This window comes from Chitiniphilus purpureus (assembly GCF_025642115.1).
Classification (GTDB): Bacteria; Pseudomonadota; Gammaproteobacteria; order Burkholderiales; family Chitinibacteraceae; genus Chitiniphilus; species Chitiniphilus purpureus.
Map to the genome: position 1 here is coordinate 2094898 of NZ_CP106753.1, position 25502 is coordinate 2120399.

Here is a 25502-nt window from a genome sequence, read left to right on the forward strand (position 1 = left end):
CCCGGGCGTGGCCTTCGGGCCGTCGAGCACGGTCTGGCACCACGGCATCGCCGGCCAGCAGGTCTGCTGCGTGCCATGCATGGCCACGCAACAGATGCGATTGCAACGGCCCGACCAGATGCTGGGCACGGTCAGCCGATCCTGGGCACCCGTGGCCTGCACCACTTCATCCAATCCGGGCAGATTCAGGGCAAGAATGCCGCGCTACACCGACAACAGCGCCGGAAAGACTTGATTCGTATTGACGCCGGACCGCCAGATGCATGAAAAATGCGCTGACCTCGACGTTGCGCAGATCACGGGGATGACGATGAGGGCGAACACGCAAAAAATCACCGCCCCCCAATTGACATACTGCTGCCCGGTTCTTAGGCTGCAATGGCTTACGCGGTTTTTCCAGTACGCTGGCAAATGCAGTGTCGCCGTCCTGTCCGGATGCGTACCAGCCGGGATTACGGCATCCAGGTGATTGATGCTCAATGGGAAAGGCAGTCATGGGCGCCGCTATGGGTACGGACCGGCCGGATAGGCATCTGCACAGGCTTATTGTTCGTTAAGGAACGCAATGGAAAATCCCGCTGCCATCGACATGATCACTATGTTTGAGGCATTCTTTCCCGAGCATGCAGCGCGCTGGAAATATCTTTTGAATCGCAGCGTTTCCAAATGGCACAAGATGGCCCCTTATCGACACTGGTTTTCTATCGATCAATCCGCTTCTATGCCTCCCGATATCGATCTATCTCACCCATTGCTGAATGAAAGAAGAAGGCTGGATGTAGTGGCGCTGCGCTGCACGCAAAAAGGTTCATGGCTCAAGGAAATGCCTCTTGAGGAAGCCTATCCAAGCGTTGTTGAGGGCTATATTTCCGTCATCCCAGGCAAGCTAGCCTTGGCTGTAAATCACGAAGGTGGTTCATGGTTGCTTACCAAGTCATCGTCGTAGCCCCTGCGCTGAACACTTCAGTCAACCCGGCAGCCCAAAGCTGCGCTTTGGGCCCCCTTCGTCGCTGCGCAACTTTGTTGGCGCTGCCACGATGATTCCCAACCCTCATTCGAGCGGGCCTGTCGCAGAAAGCGGTGGCAAGCCGCTTCATTCCAGCGTTGCACGCTTCCTACCTCTTATCCCATGAATCCATACCACCTTGCACAGATCAATGTCGCGCTGGCGCGCGGCGAGATGAGTTCCGAGATCATGAGCGGCTTTGCCTCGCGGCTCGATGAAATCAATCGCCTGGCCGAGAATGCAAAAGGGTTTATTTGGCGCCTGATCGGCGATGGCCCTGACGCAACGGGCATCCAAGCATACGAAGACCCGATGCTCCTCGTGAACGTGAGTGTCTGGGAAGACCTGGAGTCGCTGAAGGCCTATGCCTACAAGTCGGCCCACGTCGAACTCATCCGTGAGCGGGGCGCATGGTTCCACAAGTTGCCCGAAGCGCACCAGGCACTGTGGTGGGTTGCTGCCGGCCATATCCCGACGGTTTACGAGGCGAAGGCCAAGCTTGAGCACATCCGGCTACATGGACCGTCGCCGGTGGCGTTTACCTTTGCCAGGTCATTTCCGCCCCCTGGCGTCCATGCGGGTGCGCAGAGTGCTTGACCCGCCGCTGCAGGGGGCCACCGAGACGTTGCCGGCGCGCATACGACATGGCTGGCACACGGCTGGAGAAGTCACGGCATGCGGCGGGCGTGCTGCGTGACCATTCGCTCCATCGACTGGCCTTGGGGCACCGATGGGCTCAAACGTTAGTAAAAAAGGGAGTCGACATGGAAAAAGAAAAGAATCTTGAAGGGCTGGGTGGTTGGCTCATTCTGGTGGGGCTGGGCATCATCATTTCTCCGTTACGGATTCTGGGCCAGATGTTTGTGATGTACTCGGAGATTTTTTCTAATGGGGTTTGGGCAGCGCTGACAACCCCGGGAACCGAAGTTTACAATCCGCTCTGGGCGTCGATCCTGTTCGGAGAAATGGCTCTGAATGGCGTATTGGCGCTTGTGTGGATCTTCATCGCTTTTCTGTTCTTTTCGAAGAAGAAAGTCTTTCCAAAATGGTACATCGGCATCTTGCTGTTTACCGTGGTATTCATACTGATCGATGCATTGGTAATAAAGGCCGTACTTCCGGATGAGCCGATATTTGATGCCCAAACCTATAAGGAACTAGGCCGCTCCCTTCTTGTTGCGCTGATATGGATTCCGTACATGCAGGTTTCAAAAAGGGTTAAGGCCACGTTTGTGAACTGAAATGGCGGGCTGCGATGGTTTTCGACACCCTTGCTCCAGGAAAAGTGCTGGGGTTCCAAATATGGGCGGTCGATCACGATCTATCAGCGCGGGTCAGGGCAGGTAGATGCATGTCCGCTCACGTCGAACGTCTAAGGCACACCCATGAATGACACGGATAGGAAAGCGAAGCAAATTGACGAATTGAGATCGGCTCTCATCTTTTTTAGCAATGGCGGAAAGATAGACCGTGAAAAGTGGGTTGTTAGCCAACTTCTCAAAGCGATGCGGATCGATTTCAAAGAAGATGAGCTGATAGCAGCTTCAGAGCCAGCGGATATCGAGTTCCGGGGGGTGCAGTTCCAGGTGAAGGAAATGCTCGATAAAGGCCGCCGTAGAACAGACGAATACAAGCAGAGGCTGGCGAAGGCGGAATCAGCCCGAAACTTCGAAGAATTGATCGAGCCCTACACGCCCAAGGACATTTCGTTCTCTAAGATAGTGGAGCAGTGTTACGAGTACGCGGAATCGTTAAAGACTAAATACGGCTGGCTTGAATGCAAGAATATCGATCTGCTCTGCTATTTCAACTGGCAAGACTATAGCATCGTGCCACCGATCGAGGTTTTTAATAAAGAAACTATATTTAGGTCTCTTTCAGTCGTGAGCAATCTCTATTGCACTGTGGCGTCTGTTATGCCAAATGCGCCAATCCTCTTAAGGGAACATGTTGGCAAGGTTGGCACATATCGTGAAGCCGACGCCTGACGGGCACGCCGTTCCACCGGACCTCGGCCTCGCGGCGCGGGCCCGCGGCCGGTCAACTATGTATCAGCCGGAGCATTCCCATGTTGCAATGTGATGCTTATCAGGTTTTGACTACGCTCGATGCCAGCGAGGTCGAACGTGTTGCCGAGCAGCTGAACAAAACGGGATTTGCCACTGATGAAGATAGGTTGTGCCTTGGGTCCATGCTTATCGAGCATTGGCACGCCAAGTGCACCTCCCACTTGAATGCACATGGCTACACCGGCGGTGAATTGCGGTGTGCGGGAAAATACTACCCCAACCACAGTGCAATTTATGTCCTATATGACTCAGCCATGCATGCGCATGCCGATGCAATGGCGCACCTGGATCGCGCCGCCTGTTGAAGGGCTGCTGCCTATGTCTGGCACCCAGGAGACCGCATGACAGTCATGCGTATGGACAACGTCGGCATCGTGGTGGAAAACATCGATGCCGCCGTCGAATTCTTTACCGAGCTCGGCCTTACCTTGGAAGGCCGCATGCCCATCGAGGACGAATGGGCTGGCCGCGTCACCGGATTGCGCGGCCAGCGCGTCGAGATCGCCATGCTGCGCACCCCCGACGGGCACAGTCGCATCGAGCTCTCGCGCTTCGATGCGCCCGCCATCGCATCCGATCACCGCATGGCCCCCGTAAACGCGTTGGGATACCTGCGCGTCATGTTCACCGTCCAGGACATCGACGATACCCTCGCCCGGCTGTGCAAACTCGGCGCGACGCTGGTGGATGAAGTCGTCGATTACCAAGGCGTCTACCGGCTGTGCTACCTCCGGGGCCCCGAAGGCGTTCTCATCGGGCTTGCCCAACAGCTCGGGCAGCCGGCCTCCCGCGCAAACCCGATGGCACGCCAGGGTTGAGAACTTGGCGTTGGCGATGCGGCGCCGTTCGCAAACGCCAGCGCAGCGCCCGCGGCAAGCAATGCGCAACGTCCTGGCATGACGAACCGGATCCGCTGCAGCCGTGCTGTCGGCGAGCACGGGGCGGGCCGGCTGGGCCCAGCCCCAGCCCTGCGGTGGGGCAGTTCGGGCGGCTCGCCTTGGTGCAAGCCGCTGGCGCTACGGGACCGCTTTGTGCCTGGCATCCTGCCGGCCTGCCCCAGACGCAACCGTGACACGCGCGTTCACCGGCCCTAAGCCGCCGTCGGCACGCCCTGCAGCAACGCCTTGACCCGTGCATCCAGGCTGGCGGCGTCGAGTGCGACGCCGACCTCGTCGAGGAAGGCCTGTACCTGTGGCGGGTGGTAGACGATGGCGCCGCGCTCCAGGTCCACGTACTGCAGCCGCGACCAGAGCACGGCCTTGGGGCGGATGGCGGCGGCATCCAGCATGGCGATCTCCAGCATCACCCCGTGGCGGGTGATATTGAACACGCTGCTTTCGATGATGACGCATTCGCCGAGCGCTGCCGGGTGCAGGTAGCGGATATCGGTGGCGGCGATCACCCAGTTGCGCTGGCGTGACATCATTTCAGTGCGCAGCAGCGGGTAGTGCTCGATCACATGCTGTTCGCGGCCGTCGAACAGGTAGTCGAGGTAGCGCACGTTGTAGAGGTGGCCGAACGGGTCGCAGTCGGAGAACTTGACCGTGAGGCGGGTCTGGGGGCGTTGGTTCATCGGGATTCGTGGCGGGCCATCAGGGTTCGCAGGATGCCGGGCACGCCGTCGGCGGCGTGGACGAAGAAGTGCCCGCCCGGCAGTTGGTGGAATTCGAAATCCGCGGTGCACAGCCGGTGCCAGCCCTGCATGTGGGCGGCGCCGACAAGGGGATCGTGCTCGCCGGCCAACGCGATCAGGTCGCATGGCAAGGGTGGGGTGGCGTGTGGCAGGTAGGCCTGCATCATCTGCCAGTCGGCTTCGGCCGCTGCGCGCCAGCCGTTGCGTTCCAGCAGCGTGTTGGGCACCAGGGGGTCGTCGTGCAGCTCGTGCAGCAGTGTCTCGATGCTGGCCGGCCCCCGCAGTGTCGCCTCGCGGTGCATGTCCGGCGTCCACATCGCGCCGACCACCACCGCGCGCAGCAGTGGCCGGTGCCGCGCATCCAGGCGCGACGCCACCTCGTAGGCAAGCAGGCTGCCCATGCTGTGCCCGTAGAGGTACAGCGGCAGCGGGGGCAGCGCGCACAGCTCGTCGGCGATCCGTGCGGCGAGGGCGGTCAGGCTCGATGCCCCGCCGCGGGGCCAGTCGACGGTCAGCAGCGACACGTCGTCGTCCAGCCGTGCGGACCAGCCGGCAAAGCAGCCGGCGTCGCCACCCAGATAGTGCAGGCAGACCAGCCGGCGGGCCGGCTGCGCCGCCCCCGGCTGTACGGTCAGGTGGCGCTGTGGCGCCACGTCGTCCGTGGTGGGGCCGGGCTGCTGGGCGCGTACCAGTTCGGCCAGGTCGCATGCGGACAGCGCCATGGCGCGCATGGTCAGTGGCAGCCGGATGGCGTGGCGCGCATTCAGCTGCTCCAGCAGTTCCATGCTCATCAGCGAATCCAGGCCGAAGTCTTCGAGTGGCAGCGTCGGGTCCAGTGTCTGGCCGCCGAGCCCCATGATGTCCGCGGCCAGCGCGGCGATCTCCACCTCGCCTGCCGCCGCGGAACCGGCCGGCTGCGGCGTGGGCGCCGACGGCGCGGCCAGGGCAGCCGCCTCGATGGCCTCGGGTCGGCTGCACGCAATGATCAGCACGTCCGCATCGGGCCGGCCCAGCGCAAGGTCCAGGCCGGCCAGGGCCGGGCCGGCCTGCAACGGGGCCATGCCGAGCTGCGCCATGGCCTGGCGTGCCGCCGGGCCCAGGTCGCCTGCCATGCCCGCGCCGTCCCAGGGGCCCCAGCACAGGCTGCGGCCCGGCAGGCCGGCGGCGCGGCGCAATGCGCACAGGCCATCGAGCGCCGCATTGGCGGCGGCGTACACGCTCTGCCCGGCGCCGGACAGGATTGCCGCCACCGATGAGTAGCAGACGAACAGGTCGAGCGGCAGCCCGGCGCTGGCCCGGTGCAGATGCCACGCGCCCAGCAGCTTGGGCGCGAATACCGCATCGATGCTGGCACGGTCGGCAAGGGCGACGCTGCGGTCCTGCAGCACGCCTGCCAGATGGAAGATGCCGCGCAGCGGTGGCGACGCGTGGCCGATGTCCGCAAGCAGGGCCGTGACCGCGTCCGGGTCCGTCACGTCGAGCGCGCAGGCGATCAATTCGCAGGACCGGCCCTGGGCCCGGGCAAATGCCTGCAATGCGGCCGTGTCGGGGGCCTGGCGGCCGGCAAGGTAGAGCCGTGCCACGCCCTTGGTGATCAGGTGGCGGCACAGCGCCTGCCCCAGCGCACCCCCCGCGCCGGTCACCAGTTGGGCGCTGCCTTGCCATTGCGGGGCGGTGGCGCTGGCCGCCGTGGGCAGCAATGTCAGCCGGTGCGCGTGCAGCTGGCCGGCGTCGTCGAGCAGGGCCGAGTGCCCGATGGTGCGCAGTGTGGTGGCGAGGCGGCGCAGCACGTCCGGCGTGGCGTGTGCCGGCAGTGCCCAGCAGCGCATCTGCACGCTCCGCAGCTCGCTGCCGATACCACGTGCCAGTGCCGCCAGCGCCGCGTAGGCCAGCCGGGCGGTCTCCCCGTCGCCACTGACCATGGCGTAGAGGCGCAGTGGCGCAGGGCCGGCCAGCCGGCGGGCCAGATCGAGGCCGGTGTCGATCTGCCCGGCAATGGCGGCAGCCCCACCGGTCCCGTCCAGCGGCACGAACCACAGCACGTCGGTTGGCCGGGGCGCTGTCGGTGCCACGGCAGCGGCCGAGGGCAGGCAGCTGACCCGGGCCCCGAGTGCGGCGAGCACCTGTGCCATGGCGGTGGCCTGCGCGGTCGCACCGATCACGGTCCAGGCGCCGTCGGTCACGGCATGGTTGTCGGCGATCGGCTCGGGCAGCGGCTGCGCCTGCCAGCCGAACAGGGTGGCGCCGGCCGCGCCGGGTTGGGGCAGCTGGTGCACCGCGATGGCCTGCGCGCGCAGGCCGTCGATCGCCAGTGCCAGGCCGCTGTCGTCGTACAGCCGCAGTGCGCCGACGGTATCCGGCGCCACGCCCGCCAGCCGGGCGTGGCAGCGATAGTGCCGGCCCGGCGCGGGCTTGCACCGGAACACCGCGTGCTCGATCGAGACCGGGATCAGGGTGTCCGGCGTGTCGCCCAACAGCACGCGCAACAGGTGCAGGCAGGAGTCGATCAACCCGGGCGGCAGTGCCAGCATGCCGTCGCCAGGCAGGTCCGCCGGCGCCTGCAGCGTGGCGAAGACCTCGCCCGCGACAACCCGGTACGCGGTGATCCAGCGGAACAAGGGGCCCAGATCGATGCCGCGCGCCGCCTGTACGGCGTACAGCGATTCACCGGCGACCGCATCATCGGCCGGCGGCCAGGGGGCATCGGGCACGGCCGTTTCGTGCAACGGTGCGGCGTGCAGCACGGCTTGCCCCTTCAGGTGCGGCGCCGCGCCTTCGCTGGCGACCGACACCTCGCCCCGCTCCGGCGACCAGTGCAATCGCAACGGGCGCTGCTCGGTTCCCGGCGGCATGACCAGGGGTTCCATGAAGCGGACATCGTGCAGCGCCAGCCATGCCGCGCCATGCGGCCGCAGCGCGGCATGGCAGAGTGACAGATGCAGTGCACCCGGTGCCACTGGCACCTCGAACAGCCGGTGCTGCCGCACGATCTCGCCCAGCGGTCCGGACAGCGGGTGGACGACATCGATCGGTGCCGTGGGGGCGGTGCTGTGTTTCCAGTACGGCTGGCGCTGGAACGGGTAGGTGGGCAAGGTGGCCTGGCGGTGGTGTTGCGGGTCGTACCAGCGCGACCAGTCGATCCGCACGCCCAGGGTGTAGAGCGCCTGCAGCAGCTGCAGCAAGGCGGCGCGTGGCGCCGAAGCGGGGTCGAACACATGCAGCGGCGCCGTGGGGGTGTGCGGGCCGGTGGCACCGAGCAGCAACACCGGCTGCGGCAGCGGGGCCGGGGGCGGGACGGGGGGCGCCTTGCCGGCTGAGGCAAAGGCTTCGGCCAGCGTCATCCGCCCGGCCTGGTGCGCGGCCACCCAGTGCCCCGTGCCGTCGCCGGCGCAGTCCGCGGTGGCAACGCCCAGTTCAGCCAGCCAGTGCGCCAGCGCCTGTTGCGCGAGGAATGCGCGCTGCGCCGGGGTGAGGTCGGTATCGCCAAGGCCCAGGGTGTCGTACAGCGCGGCGAGCTGGCGGCGGTACGGGGGGGCTGCCTGGGCCAGCAACGCCCCGGCGCCATCGGGCCAGGGGCCGAACCACAATGCGGGCTGGGGGGCGCGCACCGCGCGCTGGCCGAGCTGGGGCTGCTGCAGCGCCGCGTCGATCTGTTGGGCCAGATCGCCGGTATCGCGGGCGACGAAGGCGATGCGCCATTCGAAGTGGTTGCGGCCGGTAGCGGCGGTGCAGCACAGGTCGGCGAGTGGGGCGGTGGGGTGCGCCAGTGCCGGTTGATAGGCCTGCAGCAGCGCGCGCAGTGCGGCGGGGTCGCGGGCGGAGAGGCACAGCAGCTGCGCGCCGGGCGGGGGGTCGGGCCGTGGCACGGGGGGCGGGGCTTCGAGCAGCACGTGGGCATTGGTGCCGCTCATGCCGAAACAGCTGGCCGCCAGCAGCAGCGGCCCGGGTCCGTCAAGGCGCTCCGGCACGACGGGCACGCGCAGGCGGTATCGATCCCATGGCACGCGGCTGTTCGGCTCATGCAAGTGCGGCATCGGCGGGACGGTCCGTCCACGGGCGATGACCAGCAGCTTGAGCAGGCTGGCCAGGCCCGCGCTGGCTTCCAGGTGGCCGACATTGGCCTTGACGCTGCCCACCAGCAGGTCGTCCTGCCGCACGTCCGGGCGCGCATAGACATTGCCGATGGCGGCAAGCTCGATCGGATCGCCCAGCGGCGTGCCGGTGCCGTGCGCTTCGACATAGCGCACCTGGCCCGGTGCGATGCCGGCCGTGTCCAACGCCGCGCGCAGCAGGTCTTCCTGCCGCTTGCCGTTGGGCGCGGTCAGGCCGTTGCTCCTGCCGTCATGGTTGACCGCGCTGCCGCGCACGATGCCATGCAGGCGCGCGCCGCGAGCCTGCGCATCGGTGGCCCGCTGCAGCAGCAGCGCTGCAACGCCCTCGCCGCGGCCGTAGCCGTCGGCCGCGGCGTCGAAGGGCTTGCACAGCCCGTCGGGCGACAACGCCTTGAGCCTGGAAAAGCCGATGCTGCCGACCGGGGAGATGATCAGGTTGGCGGCAGCGACGATGGCGGTATCGATCTCCCGCGCCAGCAGCGCCTGCCTCGCCAGATGCAGCGCCACCAGCGACGAGGAGCACGCGGTATCGAGTTGCAGGCAGGGTCCGGTCAGATCGAAGGTGTAGGCGATGCGTCCGGCCGACAGGCTGCGCGCGTTGCCAAGCGCGTTGGCGGCGGACAGCTGAGCCAGATCCATGCCATGCGTCGCCACCTGCAGATAGTCGTCCATCGACAGTCCGACGTAGACACCGGTGCGCGAGCCGCGCAGCGCTTCGGGCGCGATGCCGGCGTCCTCCATGGCCTCCCACACCGTTTCGAGCAGCAGGCGATGTTGCGGGTCGATCTCCACCGCCTCTCGCGGCGAGATGCCGAAGAAGGCCGCGTCAAAGCCGGCGACGTCGTCGAGGAAGGCCGCGCGTTGCGCATAGAGTTTGCCCGGCGCCTCGGGGTCGGCGCTGTAGTAGTCCTCGGCGCACCAGCGCGACGGCGGCACCGGCGAGGCGGTGCTGTGCCCGTCCAGCAGCAGCCTGGCGTAGCCGTCCAGGGTATGCACGCCGCCGGGCAGGCGCAGGCCGCAGCCGAGCACCGCGATGCCATCGTCGCCGCGTTCCCGGCGGGCGGCATCCAGCGCCTGCTTGAGTTGCCGGATCTTGTTGAGGGCATCGCGCAGCAGGGCACTCGATTCGTCGGCGGCGGTGTCGTCGGAGCGAGGGGGGGCGTTCATGAGGTGGCAAGCTCCCGGCGCAGCGCGTCAAGCAACGCCTGTGGATCGGTTTCGGGCAGGATGATCGGCTGTTCGGCGGGCGTACCGCCGAACAGGAAGGCCAGCAGTGCCCCGGGCGTGGGGTAGTTCCACAGCATGGTGGGGTCCAGCTCGCGCCCCAGCCGCGCTTCCAGCGTCTGTGCGATCTCGACCGCGTCGATCGAGTCGAAGCCGTATTCCTGGAATGGCCGCTCCAGGTCCAGCTCGGCCGCGGCGACCCCGGCCTTGGCGGCGATCGCGGCCAGCAGCCAGCTGCGATCGTCCCGCGTCGCGGGTGTGCCGGGCGCCGACGGTATCGGCGCCGCGACGGGCGCGGCTGGTGGCACGGCCGCCGGCGTCGGGTCGGGCTGCAGCAGCGCGTCCTGCGGCAGGTCGCGCTGGTCCACCTCGCCGATCTGCGCGGCCAGCCGCGCGGCGTGCGCGCGCAATGCGCCCATGTCCTGCGCCGGCTGCGGTGCCAGCTGGGCGCTGCAGTCGTCGAGCGCACGTGCGAAACGGGCGGCGCACCAGTCTGTGGTCGTGCTGGTGCAATGGCCTTCGGCGGCGGCCCACAACGCGGCTTCGCACAAAAGCCCCCCCACGGCGTGCGCCAGCAGCGGTGCACGGCGTTGCGCGGGGCCCGCGCGCTCGACCAGCGCATCGAGCCGCTGCGTGGCCGCTGTCAGCTGGCGGCTGGCGACGCCGCCCAGGTGCGCGTCCAGGAACTGCGACAACCGGTGCTGCCCCTTGAGGTGGGCGGCGCCGATGTAGGCGAGCAGCGCCTCGGTCGGGCCTTCGAAGATGCGCAGCAAGCGGGCATCGCGGAACAGCTGGGGAATCTGGTTGGTCTCGATATAGCCACGCCCGCCGGTGAACTGCATGGTGCCGTCGACGATCTGCCACAGGTGCTCCGAGCCGCTGATCTTGGCTACCGCGTACAGCTCGTCCGGCAGCGTCACACCACAATCGCGCAGGCCGGCGGTGGCCTGGATCAGCGCCGAGACGGCGTCGATGCGTGCCACGGTCTCGGCCAGGAAGCGCAGGTAGACCGGGTTGTGCCCCAGCAGGCCGGTCGACACCGCGCGCCGCGCGGCGTAGCGCTCGCTCAACTGCAGGCAGCGCTTCATCGCGCCGACGGCCATGGCGGCGATGCCCAGGCGGCCCAGGTGGAAGGCGTGCTGCGCGATGGTGAGGCCCTTGCCGGCCATCCCGAGCCGCTGGGTCTCATCCACCCTCAATCCCTCGAAGATCAGCTCGTTCTGCACCATGCCGCGGACACCCATGGTCAGTGCCTCCGGGCCGTGCCGCAGCCCCGCCGCCCCGCCCGGGACCGCGAAGCCGCTGATGCCCAGCATGCGTCCGGCGGCATCGCATTCGTTGACGAAGACCGAGATCACGCCGGCCCAGGCGCCCGAGCCGATCCAGATCTTGTGTCCATCGAGCCGCAGGCTGCCGTCCGCCGCCGGCCGCGCGGTGCTGGTGAGCGCGCGTGGGTTCGAGCCGGCGCCCCGCTCGGTGATGGCGAATGCGCCCAGGGTGCCCCCGGTCGCCAGCAGCGGCAGCATGCGTTCGCGCCATGCCGGCGTCGCGCCTTCCAGCAGCGGCAGCGTACCCAGCACGTTATGCACGCCCAGGAACGAGGCAAGCGTGATGTCCACGGCACCGGCCTGCTCGAACACGTGCAGGCAGTCGCGGATCGGCAGCGCGCTGCCTTGCAGCGCGGTTGGCACCAACAGCCCCATCAGCCCGGCGTCGCCCAGCGCCTGCACCACATGGGGCGGAATGCAGCGGCGCTCGTCGATCAGCCGCGAATCCAGCCGGGTGCGCGCGTAATCGGCCAGCCAGTGCGCCATTGCCACGGCGCGCGGACCGGGTGTTGCCAACGGCGCGCGCGCTGCCGGTCCGGTGGCGGCGAGGGGGAGGGCGGGGGTGACCGGTTCGCCCCCCGGCTGCTCCAGCGTGAACCACAGCGTCTGGCGCTGGAACGGGTAGGTGGGCAGGGTGGCCTGGCGGTGGTGTTGCGGGTCGTACCAGCGCGACCAGTCGATCCGCACACCCAGGGTGTAGAGCGCCTGCAGCAGCTGCAGCAAGGCGGCGCGTGGCGCCGAAGCGGGGTCGAATACATGCAGCGGCGCCGTGGGGGTGTGCGGGCCGGTGGCACCGAGCAGCAACACCGGCTGCGGCAGCGGGGCCGGGGGCGGGATGGGGGGCGCCTTGCCGGCTGAGGCAAAGGCTTCGGCCAGCGTCATCCGCCCGGCCTGGTGCGCGGCCACCCAGTGCCCGGTGCCGTCGCCGGCGCAGTCCGCGGTGGCAACGCCCAGTTCAGCCAGCCAGTGCGCCAGCGCCTGTTGCGCGAGGAATGCGCGCTGCGCCGGGGTGAGGTCGGTATCGCCAAGGCCCAGGGTGTCGTACAGCGCGGCAAGCTGGCGGCGGTACGGGGGGGCTGCCTGGGCCAGCAATGCACCGGCGCCATCGGGCCAGGGGCCGAACCACAACGCGGGCTGGGGGGCGCGCACCGCGCGCTGGCCGAGCTGGGGCTGCTGCAGCGCCGCGTCGATCTGTTGGGCCAGATCGCCGGTATCGCGGGCGACGAAGGCGATGCGCCATTCGAAGTGGTTGCGGCCGGTGGCGGCGGTGCAGCACAGGTCGGCGAGTGGGGCGGTGGGGTGCGCTAGTACCGGTTGATAGGCCTGCAGCAGCGCGCGCAGTGCGGCGGGGTCGCGGGCGGAGAGGCACAGCAGCTGCGCGCCGGGCGGGGGGTCGGCCCGAGGCACGGGGGGCGGGGCTTCGAGCAGCACGTGGCCGTTGGCACCGCCGAAGCCGTAGGCGGTGATGGCGGCGAGCGGGCGCTCGCGGCGGCTGTGCCAGGGGGTGAGCGACAACGGTACCCGCAGGCGCGAGCCGTCGGCACCGGTGAGTTGGCTGTTGCCGGTGAAATGCAGGTTGGGCGGGATCTGGCGATGCCGCATCGCCAGCAGTACCTTGACGATGCTGGCCATGCCCGAGGCGGTCTCCAGGTGCCCGATATTGGTCTTGACGCAACCCAGCCACAGCGTGTCGTCCACCGTGCCGTCGTAGGTGTCACGGATGGCGCGCAGCTCGATCTGGTCGCCCAGCCGCGTGCCGGTGCCATGCGCCTCCAGCAGCGTCACCTCGTCGGCGTCGATCCCGGCGCCTGCCAGTGCCTGTTCCATCACTTTCTTCAGGGCCGGGCCGCTCGGGGCCGACAGGCCGTTGCTGCGGCCGTTGTGGTTGACCGCGCTGCCCTTGACGACGCCATGGATGCGGTCGCGGTCGCGCAGCGCATCCTCCAGGCGCTTGAGCACCAGCATGCCACCGCCTTCGCCGCGCACGTAGCCGTCGGCGTGCTGGTCGAACGACTTGCAGCGCCCGTCACCGGAAAGCATGCGCCCCTTGGTCAGGCCGATGGTCTCGTCCGGCGTCAGGTGCAGCGTCACCCCGCCGACCAGGGCGAGCGGGATCTCGTGCTGGCGCAGCGCGCTGGCGGCCACGTGCAGCGCCGACAGCGCCGACGAGCAGGCGGTATCGACCGCCATGCTGGGCCCGCACAGGTGCAGGAAATACGACAGCCGTGCCGCCGCCACCGATTGATACGAGCCGGTGCCGTGGAACTGCGTGATCCGCTCGTAGCTGCGGTAGATGATGCGCTCGTAGTCGTTGTGCGAGATGCCGATGTACACGCCGGTACGTGAGCCCTTGAGCGTGTCCGGCGCGATGCCGGCATCCTCCAGCGCCTCCCAGCCCAGCTCCAGGATCAGGCGCTGCTGCGGGTCGACGTGGACTGCCTCCTCGGCGGTCATGTTGAAGAACGCGGGATCGCATGCGCCGGGGGCCGCGAGAAAGCCGCCCCAGCGCGTATTGGCCTTGCCCGGCACCGCCGGGTCCGGGTCGTAGAAGCGCTCCGGGTCCCAGCGCCAGGGCGGCACCTCGGTGATGGCGCTTTGCCCGTTGGCGAGCAGATCCCAATAGGCTTGCGGATGGTCGGCACCCGGAAAACGGCAGCTGATTCCAACAATGGCGATATCGTGCGGCATGAGGTGTCCGGCGGGGCGCGCCAACGGCGTGCTAGGAGGATTGCAGGAAACGCTCGGCGTCTTCCTTGCCAAGCGCGACCAGGGCGTCGATGGCCGCCGGGTTGGTGTAGTCCCAGGCGGCCACGGTGAGCGGGCGGGACGGATGGACGAGCACATCCTGGGGCCGCCCGCGCAGCAGGGTGCCGGGCGCCTTGGTCAGCAGGATCAGCGCCGGGCCGTGCAGGTCGCCCAGTGCGCTGCGCGGCACGCTTTCCAGCAGGCCCCCATCCAGGCTGGGCCGGCCGCTGAAGTGGTAGAGCGGGGTCACCGGCGGGGTGCAGGAGGAGGCGAGCACCAGATCGGCCACCTCGCCCGGTGTGCGGCAGTGCCTGACCGAGACGAATTCGGTGCTGAAGCGCGACCAGCGCCGGATGCGTTCCCAGGCGCTGCGCGAGACCCGCGAGCGGACCGCATAGAGCAGCGCACCGAGCGGAATGACGGCGGCCGGCGGGCACCGGCCGGGCGGGCGGGCCAGCAGCACCTGCACATCCGGCGCTGTCTTCAACGCCTCGAATGCCGGGCCGGCGAATACGTCCTCCAGCAGCCTGCGGTAGATCGCCGCATGCGGAAACAGGGGCTTGCCGGAAAAGAGATTGCCCGGGTAGAAGTTGCTGCGGTTGCTGCGTGCCGCTTGCTTGAACCACTCGATCGAGAATTCGATCCGCCCGGCCGCGAACGCGCATGCCATGCCTGCCGCGGCGCTGACCGAGAAGATGCTCAGCGGGCGCAGTGGCATCCCTTCGTTCAGCCGGCTCAGGAACCCGGCCTGCCAGAAGCAACGGATGCCGCCACCCTGCATCACCAGGTGCTCGAAGCGCTGTGTGTCGCCACACCCATCCATGGCGGGCGCGGGCGGCTGCATCGGCTTCACTTGCCTATCCTTCTGAGGTGCAGCCGGTACAGATCCATGGCGCCGGTATGAAAACCGATGGTGAACAGGCCCTGGTACTTCTGGTAGGTCCTCACCTTGTCCTCGCCCACCAGCGCCACCGCCTGCGCGCGGGCACCCGACAGCCGCGCGGTCCAGTGGCGGAACGTGTCGGCGTAGTGGTGCCGGTCGTTGCGCAGCGCGACCACTTCGAACAGGCCCTTCGCTGCCCTGACGATCTGCTCCAGCGACGGCAGGTCGGATTCGGGGAAGATCTGCTCCAGCACGAAGCGGTTGATGTCGGCCCGGCTGGCGCGCCCGTAGGCGATGGTCTGCAGCGAAAGCGAGCAATCGGGCTTCAGCCATGCGTGGCAGCGCGCGAAGAAGGCGCGGTAGGCGGCCACCATGTCGTCGTCCGACAGGTCGGGTTTGGCGAAATGTTCGAAGGCGCCGATCGAGATGATGCCGTCGAACGGGTGGGGCGGATCGAACACCTGCCACCCCTGCACCTTGACCGTGACGCCGGGGACCTGTTGCGCCTCGATGTACTGCGCCTGCGCATCGCTCAGCGTCAGCCCGGTGGCGCTGCCGGCGCCGTAGGTGCGCATCAGCCGGAACAGCGTGCTGCCCCAGCCGCAGCCGATGTCCAGGTAGTGCCCGCCCGGGCCGGCCGCGCAGTTGCGGGCGTGATGGTCAAGCTTGCGCAACTGCGCCTGTTCCAGCGTGTCGCCCGGCTCCCACAGCGCCGCCGAGTAGGTGCGGGTGTCGTCGAGCCACAGCGCGTAGAACTCGTTGCTCAGGTCGTAGTGATGCCGGATGGCATGCGCCGAGGCGCCGGCGGCCTTGCAGTCCAGGGTTGCTTGGGTCATGGGCGTGTCACCGGACGGCCGTTGCCGGCTCTGCCGCAGGCCTGGCGCGGACCAGCTCGGCGACATGATGGCTGATCGCTTCGATGGTCGGATAGTCGTAGACCAGGGTCGGATCGACCTCGATGCCGATCCAGTCGCCCATGTCCACCGCCAGCCCCACCGCGGCGGCCGAGTCGATGCCGAAGCTCGTGAATTCGCGGTCGGGCGCGATCTCCTCCACCGGCAACTGGACCAGCTTGGAGACGTAGTGGGTCAGCCAGGTCAGGATGTCTTGGGTATTCATTGCAGGCATGGAACGTTTCCTCGGTTGGGCCGCGACGGCAGCTGCCGGCGGCGTTGGGCTTGTCCCGTACCCTGTGCCGCGATCGGGCGGCGTGGGGCGGGAACGGGGGATCAATCCGGCTGGGGCGCGTGGTCCAGGCCGTCGCGCATATGCGCCGGCGGCACCCTGACATCCCAGGCCAACCCCAGCAGCCGCAGCAGCTGGATCACATAACCGCCAAGGTCGATCTGCCACCAGCGCAGCCCGAACATCGCCGAGCCGGGAAAGGTGTGGTGGTTGTTGTGCCACGCCTCGCCCCAGGTGAAGATCGACATCAGGAAGTTGTTGCGGGCGTGGTTGCCGCCCTTGTAGGTCTGGTGCCCCCACATGTGCGCCAGCGACGTGATCGCGTGGATGGAGTGATAGATCACAAAGAGCCGCACCAGGCCGCCCCACAGCAACCCGCTCAGCGCGCCGGCCCAGCTTTGCGTCACGAGGCCGCCGATGGCGGCCGGCAGCGCGAAGCCGAGCGCCACCCAAAGGTAGTAGGTGCTGGTGACGGTGCGTGCCACCGGATCGCGGATCAGGTCCGGCGCGGCCACGGCGGTGTTGGAGATATCGTGCGAAAACGTCCAGCCGATATGTGAATGCCAGAAGCGGCGCCACCCGTGCAGCGGGGTCTCGCCCTGGATATACGGCGAATGGATGTCGCCGGGCTGGTCGGTATAGCGGTGGTGGCGGCGGTGGTTGCTCACCCAGTAGTTGACCGGGCCCTGGCAGGCGGTCGAGCCGAACACGCCGAGGATGAACCGGATGGGGTCGTGGGTCTTGAAGGCGCGATGGGTGAAATGCCGGTGATAGCCGACGGTGATGCCGACGAACGACACCACATACATCACGGCGAACAGCGCGAGATCGAGCCCGGACACGCCGTGATCGAGCGCATACCACAGCGCCAGCGCTGTCCCCAGCGTCGGCAATACCAGGATGGCGCTGGCATGCACCAGCCGCGGCACTTCAAGATAACGGCTCTTCACCGTGAGCCGGGCCCCATCCTGGATATTCATCGCCGGGTCGGCCCGCACCGAAGCGTCTTGTTGCACGAAGGTCATGGTCTCTTCCTTTGAAAAAGGGGCTGCCGCTGAACCGCCGGCCGCTTGGGTCCTGGATTGCGTCTGCGCTGCAAAGGGGGGGGCGGTATCGCGGCTAGATCACCTGGAGTTCGCCGCGCTGATAGAGCGTGCGGCATTTGCGCCGCTGGATCTTGCCGCTGGTGGTGCGGGGGATGGCGTTGGGCAGCACGAACTGCACATCGGCAACCGCGAGCTGATGCTGCCTGGCCACGATGTCGTTGATCAGCAGGCGCCAGGCCTTGGGGTCGCCGGTGCGGATGTCGGTGCGGTGGATCTCCTGCACCACCACGATGCGGTCGTCGTCCTGCTCGTCGGCCATGAAGCAGGCCGCATCGCCGAACGCCGGGCTGCCCGCGCCGATGGACGCTTCGATGTCCTGCGGATAATGGTTCTTGCCGCGTACGATGATCAGGTCCTTGAGCCGGCCGGTGACATGCAGCTGGCCATCGACGACAAAGCCCAGGTCACCGGTGCGCAGGAACGGCCCGCTGCCGTCCTGCAGCCGTGCCCCGAAGGCTTCCGTGGTCTGCGCCGGCAGATTCCAATACCCGCGCACGATGCACGCGCCGCCGATCCAGATCTCGCCCACCGTGCCCGGTGCACAGCCAAGCCGGGTGGCCGGATCGACGATGCGCACATCCTGCACGTTGTTCAGATAGCCGCTGGCGACCGACGGCGCGGCCGTGGCGCCGCCGTCCTCCGCCGGGCGCTCCCGTTCGGCCCACGGGATGCCGCTGCGCCAGCCGGCGACAAACAGGGTCGCTTCTGCAAGGCCATAGCACGGGTACAGCGATTCGCGGCGGAATCCCCACGGTGCGAACCGCTCGGCGAACGCCTGCAGCGTGTGCGGGCGGATCGGTTCGGCGCCGTTGAACGCCACTTGCCAGCTGGAGAGGTCGACCCCCGCCAGCTCGGCATCGCGTACCCGCGCAATGCAATGGGCATAGCCGAAATTGGGCATGCCGCAGGTGGTGGCCCGATAGTGCGAGATCGCCTGCAGCAGCCGCGCCGGCCGCTCAAGGAATGCCATCGGCGACAGCAGCGTGGTCGGGATGCCCAGATAAAGCGGCTGCAGCACGTTGCCGATGAAGCCCATATCGTGGTGCAGCGGCAGCCAGCCTGCAAAAGCCGTGTCCGCCGTATGGCCGAACTCCGCCTGGATCAGCCGCTGGTTCGCCAGCAGATTGCGATGGGTGACCACCGCACCTTTGGGCGCGCTCGTCGAGCCCGAGGTGAACTGCAAGAAGGCGATGTCGTCGGCTGCAGCCCGTTGGGGCAGGCCATTGCCGTTGTCCGGCAGGGCGGTGAAATCGGCGGGACAAAGCAGCCGCACCGGTATGGACAGCGTTGGCATCGCCGCCGATCCTTCGCGCCATTGCGCCAGCAGCGGGGCATCCACGATGGCGACAGCGGCGCCACTGGCGGCGGCAATCGATTCCAGGGGCGCCAGTGTGGATTTCCTGCGCAACGGCGCAATCGGCACCGGAATGCAGCCGGCGTACAGCAGGGCAAAGAAGGTCTCGACGAATTCACATGGATTGCTCAGACCCAGCAACACGCGTGCGCCCTTGGGCACTGCATCGCGGATTGCATGCATCAATCGCAATGCCTGGATATGCAATTGCAAAAAGGAGCGCGTCTGGATTGCGTCATCCTGCACATGGCGCAGAAAAAGGCGCGATCCTTGCACATGGGCTCTTGTTTCAAGCAGTGAGCAGATATCGGTGAAATCAGCTTGTTCCAAGGCCATGATCCAATCAGATGAATTCTGTTGAGAACGGGCAAATAAAGCCTTCCGGCAGTATTGCACCCACCTGCCGTACCCTTGTCATGTCTGCGACTGAAGCAAACCCGATCGATTGCCTGTTCAGGGCATTTCGCGCTGCCGGCCAGAACCGCTGTACTGGATCGGGTTGATGTGCACCAGACGCACCCCGCACACCCAAATCGCATCGCACAGCGTGGATTGACGCGTGATTGCCCGGTATATCGTCAATTGCATCGTTCAAATACGATAGGCACAGGCAATGCCGGCGCAGAGCCAAGTTTCACCTTGGATGAATTGCCGATCCTGGCGGTTGAATACGTAAATACCGGATTGCAGATCCTGAAAAGATGCAGCACAGCCCACATATATAGGGCAGATGAAGGCCATCCGGGTTGGTGACGATTCGTCAGGCACCACTATAGCCAATTCATTTGCTTACACAATGCCGTTTGTCGTGTTTTTCATTGCTGACATTTTGGCGCCGATGAGGGACAGCAATCCCGGGCAGCGGTGTCGTGGCGGCAATTGCAGTGCGGCGGATCGGCCTGTTTTTAAGCAAATCCATCCGTTGGGATCGGGTGTGGAAATCAATTTGGCCAAAAGCTTAAGGAGTGCAGCAGCAAGGTGTTGCGACAGCACTCGCCATTCCAGCAAAAGTGCTGGCCGTCTGAAGCGGTATTCAAATGCGATGTGAAAACATCCAATGTTGTTTTGTTTCTATGGTTGAAAGCAAATCCGGATTGGCAGGATGACAGCATTGCCGACCTCATCAGCTGAAGTGCCGGGCCAGCGGCACTGTCCGGCGCTCCAGCAGGTACGGCATCCCTTGCCTTCGCGGCCAGTGAAGCCGGGCGTGGCCAGCCGAGGCAGCCGATGGCGACGGGCGCCAGGGCAATGTGGGGATGACCGGAGCACTGGCAAGGCCCAGCACAGTGCGCCTGGCCGCTGAAGCGTAAATCGCCTGGCAATGCACCTAAACCGGAGGTGCTGCAGCCGCGCAGGGCAGGCGGGGGCCGCATCCATGACCCGATCAACGGTGCCGGGCCGACAAGGGCGCGGATACTGGAACACCGGATCACCCCTGCCTGAAACAGGTGGGTACCGCGTCCGCACTCATGCGTTGCTGCCGACCAGCAATCATCCGTTATCGGTCGAAGCGGTCAGTTGCCTGCGCCATCCGGGCAGCTGCGCCTGGCTGAAAGCCGGTGAACGTGCTGCGCTGATCGGCATCGGCATCGGCATCGGCATCGGCATCGGCGTGGAAGTGGGGCGCCAGCCGCCGGCGTATGCTGTACCGGCAAGACCCGGTATCGGATCGGCCCGTGCCATCGGCAGGGTGATGCGGATGAAAGTGCATGGATCGTCACCGCTATTCGATATACTGCGATTCGGCTGTTGGCGGTAATGCCGTGCACCGCTTTTTTGCACAGCGGGTCCAGTGGATGCAGTGCAGTGATTTTGCCTGGATGTGTGCTGCCTGACATGGGTGCCCTCAACCGATTGATGCACAAAAGCAAGCAGCCGTAATATGCGTCGTCGCCTATACAGGATTTGCCGGATCTGTTGCTGCATCGATATCTGTTTCTCGCGTTGCCACCCAGAAGGAATTCCAGTGATCAAAGGAAGCTGTTGTTGCGGAGCGGTTCAATTCGAGTTGAGCGCAGTGCCTGGCATGATGGGCACATGCCATTGCAGCCGATGCCGGAAGCTTGGCGCAAGCACGTTTGTGTTTGTCACGTCCGAAACGTTTCGGTTAACCCAGGGACGCGAGCAGATATCGGTCTATAAAGCGGTTGCCCCCTATAAATATGACCGGTGTTTCTGCTCGGTCTGCGGTACCGCACTTGGGGAAGTGCTGTCGGAAAGCAATTCATTTCCTGTGGCAGCCAATTGCATCGATCAGGAGCTGGGGATCGAGAACAGATTCCATGAATTTGTTGCAGAAAAGCCGGATTGGCTCAAGATTGGCGATACGGCAAAGCAATTCGACGGGCATCCATTCGAGTCTTAGCAAAAACGCATGACAATGAAACCGGGCCGATCGATGCTGCGCGTTTTGAACACCGCCGGTTTATCCTGACATCCGGCGGCACTAATGACACCAATGCGTACGATCCACTGCGGCGGATCGGAATCCGGGCCCCGGTTTCACCTTGGTTTTAAGCAAGCATCCGCCATGCCAATTGCGCACGATGGGGCAGGACTGCCAGCCTGGCGGAATATCTGACCCGTTTGCCGGCCCGGCAATGGGCGTGATCGATGGCAAGTGGGAGGCGGCAGACCACGACCCGCATACAGTGATCGACGCGGCGAAGGCCGCAGACCTCTGCGTGTTTGCCGGTCGGCATCGTACGATGGTGCCGCGCCGGCCGCTTTCGCCGATCGGATGTTTTGGAAAGTGCGGGTCAAATACGCACCAGCGATGATCGCACCCGCGCGGCGGTGTGAGCGCCAGCATCCGCATGGCTGGTCACGGATGCTCAGATGCCGCAGCCTGACAATGCCGCCTCGGCGGCGGCATTGCCCCTCATGCGCGGCGATCAGCTGCCTTGGCAGCGTTCCAGACAGCTTTGATAGGCCGGTGCGCAAAGGCCGTAGTGGCCGTTGTTTACGCTCAGGCACATGTGGTACGTGTTCAGGCAGGTGGTGGGGGTGCAGGAACCGGCGTTGGCCACCGCACTGCCCATGCCCAAGGCAAAACCAAAACCGAAAACAAGCGTGATCAGCTTCTTCTTCATTTGCTAAGCCTCAAATTTGATGGATCGTGGAGAAAGGATTGCAGCACGGCAGTGCCGTACGGGAAGGGGGCTTGCAACGCGGCCCCGGATACCGGCCAATGGCTTGGCTCTCTTTGTTGGTTTCGTTTATCTGGCTTGCGTCAGCAGATTCAGTGCGGAATCGAATTGATCGGGATCGAATCCGGCGATCTTCCGGTTGCCGATCAATACCAGCGGAAAGCTGTTGCCGCCCAGCTGTTCGAATTGCCTCCTGGCGTCCGGTTGCTTTTCGACGTCCAGATCGAGATAGGCCACGTTCCTTGCCTTCAAATAGGCCCGGGCCTTGGCGCAATACGGGCACCAGGCGGTGCCGTAAAGCACCACCTTGACTGACGGATCAGGGTAATAAGCTTGATAGTCGCCCGTCTCGGGCCTGGATTTGAACCATGCCGCCCCCTGCACCGCTGCATAGCCGGCACCGAGGCCGACAGCAAGGAACAAGGCATAGTGCACCATGGATTTGATCATGCCGCGCATGAGATGGGGCTCCCGTGGTTGTTATTGGTCTGATCGGCTTGGACAGGGCTGAGCCAGGGTTGAAACGCTTGTTGCACAGCAGGTGATGCATGGGGCGGTTGAATAGGGGGTGATAAAAGGCCGGCGCCGGGCAGCGCGGTAGCCGGCTGAACCGTGACGGCAATCAATCAACCTGAAGCACGCCTCATATTCAACACGTGTTCTGAAAAGCCCGGAAGGTCGCTTCAATATTGATCTTGTCATGGAATGAAACAGGTATCGAGGCTTGATGAAGCAATTCAGGCAGACCTGGAGAAGATAGTGGAAAGAATAGGGAAGGGCAAGCGGCGTCTGTTGTGACATTAATGTCACGATAATGAAAACCTGGCGGATTGGCGCAGGGCATTTGCAAGGGATAAGTTCCCGGTGCATTCACTGCCGGGCACGGTTGCCTACCGGCGGTGGCCGGGGTGCTGTATCTAGCTTTTGTTGCCGTCACTCCCGGCGCCGAAGGCGAGCTTGATCGCATGGGTGCGCAGATCCGCAGGCCAATCCGCCAGCTGTTGCTCGAAGCGGGCACGGTCGTCGGCAAACAGTGCCCGCAAGGCTTCTTCGAAGCCGGGCAGATCGCCGCCGATGGCGGACATGAAGCGGTACGCGGCTTCTTGCGCCGTACGGCGCGCCTCTTTCCCGCCATCGTTCTTCCGGGCGGTTTCCACCAGCCTGCGCAGCGTGGCGGAGATACCACCCGGCTGCGCCGCCAGCCATTCCCAGTGTCTTGGCAGCAGTGTCACTTCGCGCGCGATCACGCCCAGCCTGGGGCGCCCGCGGCCGCGCGCTTCCGGAAGCCGGGCCGGAGGGCTTGCCTGTCCGGCCGCCGATTGCTGTGGTGCATCCGCCCCGGCCATCGTGGGCGGCAGCCGGGACAGCCGGGAAATCAGCTCGGCCTTGGTGCCGCGCAGATCCAGATCGATCGTGCGTCCGGTCTCATCGTCGAAGACCAGGCAGCAAGGCGTATCCGCACGTTCCGTGGCGGCCTTTACTGCCAGCGCAACCTCGACCAGTGGCCCCGAAAGCAGCAGCCGGCTGCCTGCGAACGCGGTACAGGATCGGACGAGTTGTTCGGTCATGGGGGCTGGCCTGTGAATGAAGTGAAGCCAATAATATACTGGGTAAAAATATAAATAATCAATAAATACCTGGTTATATTTGCTGGGCAGCGCGCTGGCCGCTCACTTGCCGGGTTTGGGCATGGCCGGCGCTGGATGCCTGTGCGAATGTCTGCAGCCGCACCCTGCGGCGACTGCGCCCAAGCGGGGGTGGCGGCTACACTGGGGGTCGCATGCAAGCCGTGGCGCTGTTGAGCGCCACCGCTGCAGTAAAAAGGCTCATGTCCAATGTCTGGCAAATGTCAGCTGCCGTGGCCAACTTGTTCAACCGGGCAGCCAACCGCTGGGTGGTGGCGGTGCTGCCGCCATTGCCCCGTGCCGGTTGCAGATGATTTCCACCGTGAAGCAACACCCACTTCCATTTACGGAGCCCATGCATGGAACCGATCAACGCGCGTTCGGACGTGAGAACCAAGCTCATCGAAGCAACGCCTGCGCAAGTCTTCGCTGCGATCCGAGATCCGTCCAAAGTTGCAAGATGGTGGGGTCCGGACGGTTTCAGCAGCACCATCCACCAGTTCGAGTTTCATCCGGGCGGGTGGTGGCGCCTGACCCTGCATGGCCCTGATGGCACGGACTTCCCGAACGAATACCGTCTCGTGCGCATCGAGCCGGATCGCATGGTGCAGATCGCGCACCCCTCGCCAGACCACTGCTTCGTGCTCACCATCGAACTCACCCGGCGCGGGGACGCAACCCTTGTTTCCTGGCAGCAGACGTTCGATCAAGCCGAGCACTACCAGCCGCTGGCTGAGTTCCTGGCGCAAGCCAATGAGCAGGTGCTGGCGCGTCTGGCAGCCGAAGTGCATCCGCCATCCGCTGCCTGATTTCCCGGGCAACCGGATCGCCTGCCATCGCGGATCTGGCTTTGCTGGTTACCGGGCGTCGGTCGCTTCCGGCTCGGGCTGGGCAAGCCCGGGCCAGTCGCGTGGTGGCGCATACCCGCCTGCATCGAGCGGCGATGGCAATTGGCACCGCGGTCTCCACCGTGTTGAAAAAGATTCCCAACGGCGCGGCCACCCTTTTCCAGGAAACCCCGCTGTCCAACCGCATCGCACAGCGGTTGTTCAAGTGGCGACGGCGCAGGATGTGATAGGAGGGCATGCACGCCGTGACCGCTCGGCCTTGCATGGTGCCGTTCCATTGCGCCACCGTCTCCAGGCACAGTCCACCGCGCTGCTGCAATCCGTATTTGTAGGAAAAAAGAAAGGTTTACTTTGGCGTTGCCATGGCTTGTATCTATTGGGGGAGCACCTGACCCCCAATGGACCTGTTGAGGAGACCAGTCATGCAGATGAAGTACCTGAGTGGCGCCCTGGCTATCGCGCTGAGCCCGGCTTTTGCCCAGGCGGCGTTGATCGATGTGCTGGGCATGCTGACGTTGAACTTGGACGGCCCCATGACGGCAACCGTTTCACAGGCCAATGTGGTGCGCGACAACTATTCGTTCATCGAAACCACGGTACGGATTGCACCGAATGGTGGAGGGCCTATCTACCTGGATTCGGACTGGGGCGCGCTCAGTGCCACATACAGCCTCAATATCCGCAACAACGCGGGGTATGCGGTCAGCGGTTTCAGCATCGGCGCGAGCCAGCTTGAAAAGTATTCCGTCAAGTATTACCCGGTCGATGTGGGGGGCACGGTATCGCACCAACAGAATGGGCAACAGGTGCGGCTGGATCACGGCATCCCGTTCACCGAGCCGGATTCCGACTACTTTCTCCATACCTGGGTTGATTTTGCGTCTTACGGTTTCGCTGCGCAGATCAGTCCCAATACACCGCAGACGCACAGCATCGGCGTGAACTACGCCGCGTCGCTCGGGGAGCCCAATCCGGGTTGGGGTGGCTATGCCTATATCCGCCCGGCCGAGGTGACCTTCAGCATCTATGACCCTCGCACCGTCGTTCCCGTGCCGGAGCCCGCCACCTATGCGCTGACCGGCCTGGGCCTGCTTGCCCTCTGGCCACGCCGCCGCAAGACCGCTGGCGTGGCATAGAGGGGAAACGAGGCCGCGGTGCCGTGCTGCCCCGGCGGCCCGGTGCGCCTGATTCAGGCGCCGACCGCCGTGCCACCGTGCCATGGCCGGGTGCGAACA

The 25502-nt window shown here is 65.4% G+C and carries 23 protein-coding genes; 11 read left to right on the forward strand and 12 right to left on the reverse strand.

Annotation, left to right across the window (positions count from 1 at the left end; translation table 11 throughout):
• Positions 1 to 166: 166 nt before the first annotated feature.
• Positions 167 to 496 carry a hypothetical protein gene (locus N8I74_RS09735; protein WP_263122807.1) on the reverse strand — a complete coding sequence of 110 codons (330 nt, stop codon included), beginning with the start codon at positions 494 to 496 and terminating at the stop codon, positions 167 to 169.
• A gap of 69 nt (positions 497 to 565) precedes the next feature.
• Here N8I74_RS09735 and N8I74_RS09740 point away from each other — a divergent pair, with 69 nt between their 5' ends.
• The 6 genes from N8I74_RS09740 to N8I74_RS09765 all read left to right on the forward strand — a co-directional run bounded on the left by N8I74_RS09740 (position 566) and on the right by N8I74_RS09765 (position 3893).
• On the forward strand, positions 566 to 946 hold the full coding sequence (locus N8I74_RS09740; protein ID WP_263122808.1) for a hypothetical protein: 381 nt from the start codon (positions 566 to 568) through the stop codon (positions 944 to 946).
• Positions 947 to 1129: 183 nt separating this feature from the next.
• Entirely contained in the window at positions 1130 to 1603 is a 474-nt protein-coding gene (locus tag N8I74_RS09745; protein WP_263122809.1) for a DUF3291 domain-containing protein, read from the forward strand.
• 167 nt (positions 1604 to 1770) lie between these two features.
• The gene (locus N8I74_RS09750) at positions 1771 to 2247 is read left to right on the forward strand and encodes a DUF2569 domain-containing protein (RefSeq protein WP_263122811.1); all 477 of its coding nucleotides are present in this window, start codon (positions 1771 to 1773) and stop codon (positions 2245 to 2247) included.
• Between the two features lie 144 nt (positions 2248 to 2391).
• Positions 2392 to 2994, forward strand: coding sequence for a DUF1780 domain-containing protein (locus N8I74_RS09755; protein ID WP_263122812.1), 603 nt, complete (start codon positions 2392 to 2394; stop codon positions 2992 to 2994).
• Between the two features lie 80 nt (positions 2995 to 3074).
• Positions 3075 to 3380 (forward strand): hypothetical protein, encoded by a 306-nt coding sequence (locus N8I74_RS09760; protein WP_263122814.1) that lies wholly within the window; start codon positions 3075 to 3077, stop codon positions 3378 to 3380.
• A gap of 36 nt (positions 3381 to 3416) precedes the next feature.
• On the forward strand, positions 3417 to 3893 hold the full coding sequence (locus N8I74_RS09765) for a VOC family protein (RefSeq protein WP_263122816.1): 477 nt from the start codon (positions 3417 to 3419) through the stop codon (positions 3891 to 3893).
• Between the two features lie 272 nt (positions 3894 to 4165).
• Here the strand turns inward: N8I74_RS09765 and N8I74_RS09770 are convergent, their stop codons facing one another.
• From N8I74_RS09770 to N8I74_RS09805, 8 genes are all read right to left on the reverse strand, one after another.
• Positions 4166 to 4648: an acyl-CoA thioesterase gene (locus N8I74_RS09770; RefSeq protein ID WP_263122817.1), complete on the reverse strand. Its 483-nt coding sequence runs from the start codon at positions 4646 to 4648 to the stop codon at positions 4166 to 4168.
• Positions 4645 to 9987, reverse strand: coding sequence for an SDR family NAD(P)-dependent oxidoreductase (locus tag N8I74_RS09775; RefSeq protein WP_263122818.1), 5343 nt, complete (start codon positions 9985 to 9987; stop codon positions 4645 to 4647). The genes N8I74_RS09770 and N8I74_RS09775 overlap by 4 nt, the downstream gene beginning before the upstream one ends.
• Positions 9984 to 14060 carry a type I polyketide synthase gene (locus N8I74_RS09780; RefSeq protein WP_263122820.1) on the reverse strand — a complete coding sequence of 1359 codons (4077 nt, stop codon included), beginning with the start codon at positions 14058 to 14060 and terminating at the stop codon, positions 9984 to 9986. Before N8I74_RS09780 ends, N8I74_RS09775 begins: the two co-directional genes overlap by 4 nt.
• A gap of 31 nt (positions 14061 to 14091) precedes the next feature.
• Positions 14092 to 14961, reverse strand: coding sequence for a patatin-like phospholipase family protein (locus N8I74_RS09785; protein ID WP_263126739.1), 870 nt, complete (start codon positions 14959 to 14961; stop codon positions 14092 to 14094).
• Between the two features lie 5 nt (positions 14962 to 14966).
• Positions 14967 to 15836: an SAM-dependent methyltransferase gene (locus N8I74_RS09790; RefSeq protein WP_263122821.1), complete on the reverse strand. Its 870-nt coding sequence runs from the start codon at positions 15834 to 15836 to the stop codon at positions 14967 to 14969.
• Between the two features lie 7 nt (positions 15837 to 15843).
• Entirely contained in the window at positions 15844 to 16128 is a 285-nt protein-coding gene (locus N8I74_RS09795; protein WP_263122823.1) for an acyl carrier protein, read from the reverse strand.
• A 101-nt stretch (positions 16129 to 16229) separates the two neighbouring features.
• Positions 16230 to 17210 (reverse strand): acyl-CoA desaturase, encoded by a 981-nt coding sequence (locus tag N8I74_RS09800; protein ID WP_263122825.1) that lies wholly within the window; start codon positions 17208 to 17210, stop codon positions 16230 to 16232.
• 94 nt (positions 17211 to 17304) lie between these two features.
• Complete coding sequence (locus N8I74_RS09805; RefSeq protein WP_263122827.1) at positions 17305 to 18975, reverse strand: fatty acyl-AMP ligase; 1671 nt, start codon at positions 18973 to 18975, stop codon at positions 17305 to 17307.
• A gap of 1144 nt (positions 18976 to 20119) precedes the next feature.
• Between N8I74_RS09805 and N8I74_RS09810 the strand changes: the two genes are divergently transcribed.
• A complete protein-coding gene (locus N8I74_RS09810; RefSeq protein ID WP_263122828.1) occupies positions 20120 to 20404 on the forward strand; it encodes a hypothetical protein in 285 nt (94 codons plus the stop codon).
• 207 nt (positions 20405 to 20611) lie between these two features.
• A complete protein-coding gene (locus tag N8I74_RS09815; protein WP_263122830.1) occupies positions 20612 to 21010 on the forward strand; it encodes a GFA family protein in 399 nt (132 codons plus the stop codon).
• A 529-nt stretch (positions 21011 to 21539) separates the two neighbouring features.
• Here N8I74_RS09815 and N8I74_RS09820 read toward each other — a convergent pair.
• From N8I74_RS09820 to N8I74_RS09830, 3 genes are all read right to left on the reverse strand, one after another.
• Entirely contained in the window at positions 21540 to 21737 is a 198-nt protein-coding gene (locus N8I74_RS09820; RefSeq protein ID WP_263122831.1) for a hypothetical protein, read from the reverse strand.
• A 126-nt stretch (positions 21738 to 21863) separates the two neighbouring features.
• Positions 21864 to 22253 (reverse strand): glutaredoxin family protein, encoded by a 390-nt coding sequence (locus N8I74_RS09825; RefSeq protein WP_263122832.1) that lies wholly within the window; start codon positions 22251 to 22253, stop codon positions 21864 to 21866.
• A gap of 458 nt (positions 22254 to 22711) precedes the next feature.
• Positions 22712 to 23362, reverse strand: coding sequence for a DUF2239 family protein (locus tag N8I74_RS09830; RefSeq protein WP_263122834.1), 651 nt, complete (start codon positions 23360 to 23362; stop codon positions 22712 to 22714).
• A gap of 416 nt (positions 23363 to 23778) precedes the next feature.
• Here N8I74_RS09830 and N8I74_RS09835 point away from each other — a divergent pair, with 416 nt between their 5' ends.
• The 3 genes from N8I74_RS09835 to N8I74_RS09845 all read left to right on the forward strand — a co-directional run bounded on the left by N8I74_RS09835 (position 23779) and on the right by N8I74_RS09845 (position 25403).
• Positions 23779 to 24228: an SRPBCC domain-containing protein gene (locus N8I74_RS09835; protein ID WP_263122835.1), complete on the forward strand. Its 450-nt coding sequence runs from the start codon at positions 23779 to 23781 to the stop codon at positions 24226 to 24228.
• A gap of 134 nt (positions 24229 to 24362) precedes the next feature.
• Positions 24363 to 24494 (forward strand): hypothetical protein, encoded by a 132-nt coding sequence (locus tag N8I74_RS09840; protein WP_263122836.1) that lies wholly within the window; start codon positions 24363 to 24365, stop codon positions 24492 to 24494.
• A gap of 195 nt (positions 24495 to 24689) precedes the next feature.
• Complete coding sequence (locus N8I74_RS09845; protein WP_263122837.1) at positions 24690 to 25403, forward strand: PEP-CTERM sorting domain-containing protein; 714 nt, start codon at positions 24690 to 24692, stop codon at positions 25401 to 25403.
• The last annotated feature ends 99 nt before the right edge of the window (positions 25404 to 25502 follow it).

Bases quoted from the DNA above. Each gene is read 5' to 3' on its own strand.
- N8I74_RS09735 (WP_263122807.1), bottom strand. From the start codon at position 496: ATGACTGCCTTTCCCATTGAGCATCAATCACCTGGATGCCGTAATCCC.
- N8I74_RS09740 (WP_263122808.1), top strand. From the start codon at position 566: ATGGAAAATCCCGCTGCCATCGACATGATCACTATGTTTGAGGCATTC.
- N8I74_RS09745 (WP_263122809.1), top strand. From the start codon at position 1,130: ATGAATCCATACCACCTTGCACAGATCAATGTCGCGCTGGCGCGCGGC.
- N8I74_RS09750 (WP_263122811.1), top strand. From the start codon at position 1,771: ATGGAAAAAGAAAAGAATCTTGAAGGGCTGGGTGGTTGGCTCATTCTG.
- N8I74_RS09755 (WP_263122812.1), top strand. From the start codon at position 2,392: ATGAATGACACGGATAGGAAAGCGAAGCAAATTGACGAATTGAGATCG.
- N8I74_RS09760 (WP_263122814.1), top strand. From the start codon at position 3,075: ATGTTGCAATGTGATGCTTATCAGGTTTTGACTACGCTCGATGCCAGC.
- N8I74_RS09765 (WP_263122816.1), top strand. From the start codon at position 3,417: ATGACAGTCATGCGTATGGACAACGTCGGCATCGTGGTGGAAAACATC.
- N8I74_RS09770 (WP_263122817.1), bottom strand. From the start codon at position 4,648: ATGAACCAACGCCCCCAGACCCGCCTCACGGTCAAGTTCTCCGACTGC.
- N8I74_RS09775 (WP_263122818.1), bottom strand. From the start codon at position 9,987: ATGAACGCCCCCCCTCGCTCCGACGACACCGCCGCCGACGAATCGAGT.
- N8I74_RS09780 (WP_263122820.1), bottom strand. From the start codon at position 14,060: ATGCCGCACGATATCGCCATTGTTGGAATCAGCTGCCGTTTTCCGGGT.
- N8I74_RS09785 (WP_263126739.1), bottom strand. From the start codon at position 14,961: ATGCAGCCGCCCGCGCCCGCCATGGATGGGTGTGGCGACACACAGCGC.
- N8I74_RS09790 (WP_263122821.1), bottom strand. From the start codon at position 15,836: ATGACCCAAGCAACCCTGGACTGCAAGGCCGCCGGCGCCTCGGCGCAT.
- N8I74_RS09795 (WP_263122823.1), bottom strand. From the start codon at position 16,128: ATGCCTGCAATGAATACCCAAGACATCCTGACCTGGCTGACCCACTAC.
- N8I74_RS09800 (WP_263122825.1), bottom strand. From the start codon at position 17,210: ATGACCTTCGTGCAACAAGACGCTTCGGTGCGGGCCGACCCGGCGATG.
- N8I74_RS09820 (WP_263122831.1), bottom strand. From the start codon at position 21,737: ATGAAGAAGAAGCTGATCACGCTTGTTTTCGGTTTTGGTTTTGCCTTG.
- N8I74_RS09825 (WP_263122832.1), bottom strand. From the start codon at position 22,253: ATGCGCGGCATGATCAAATCCATGGTGCACTATGCCTTGTTCCTTGCT.
- N8I74_RS09830 (WP_263122834.1), bottom strand. From the start codon at position 23,362: ATGACCGAACAACTCGTCCGATCCTGTACCGCGTTCGCAGGCAGCCGG.
- N8I74_RS09835 (WP_263122835.1), top strand. From the start codon at position 23,779: ATGGAACCGATCAACGCGCGTTCGGACGTGAGAACCAAGCTCATCGAA.
- N8I74_RS09840 (WP_263122836.1), top strand. From the start codon at position 24,363: ATGGCAATTGGCACCGCGGTCTCCACCGTGTTGAAAAAGATTCCCAAC.
- N8I74_RS09845 (WP_263122837.1), top strand. From the start codon at position 24,690: ATGCAGATGAAGTACCTGAGTGGCGCCCTGGCTATCGCGCTGAGCCCG.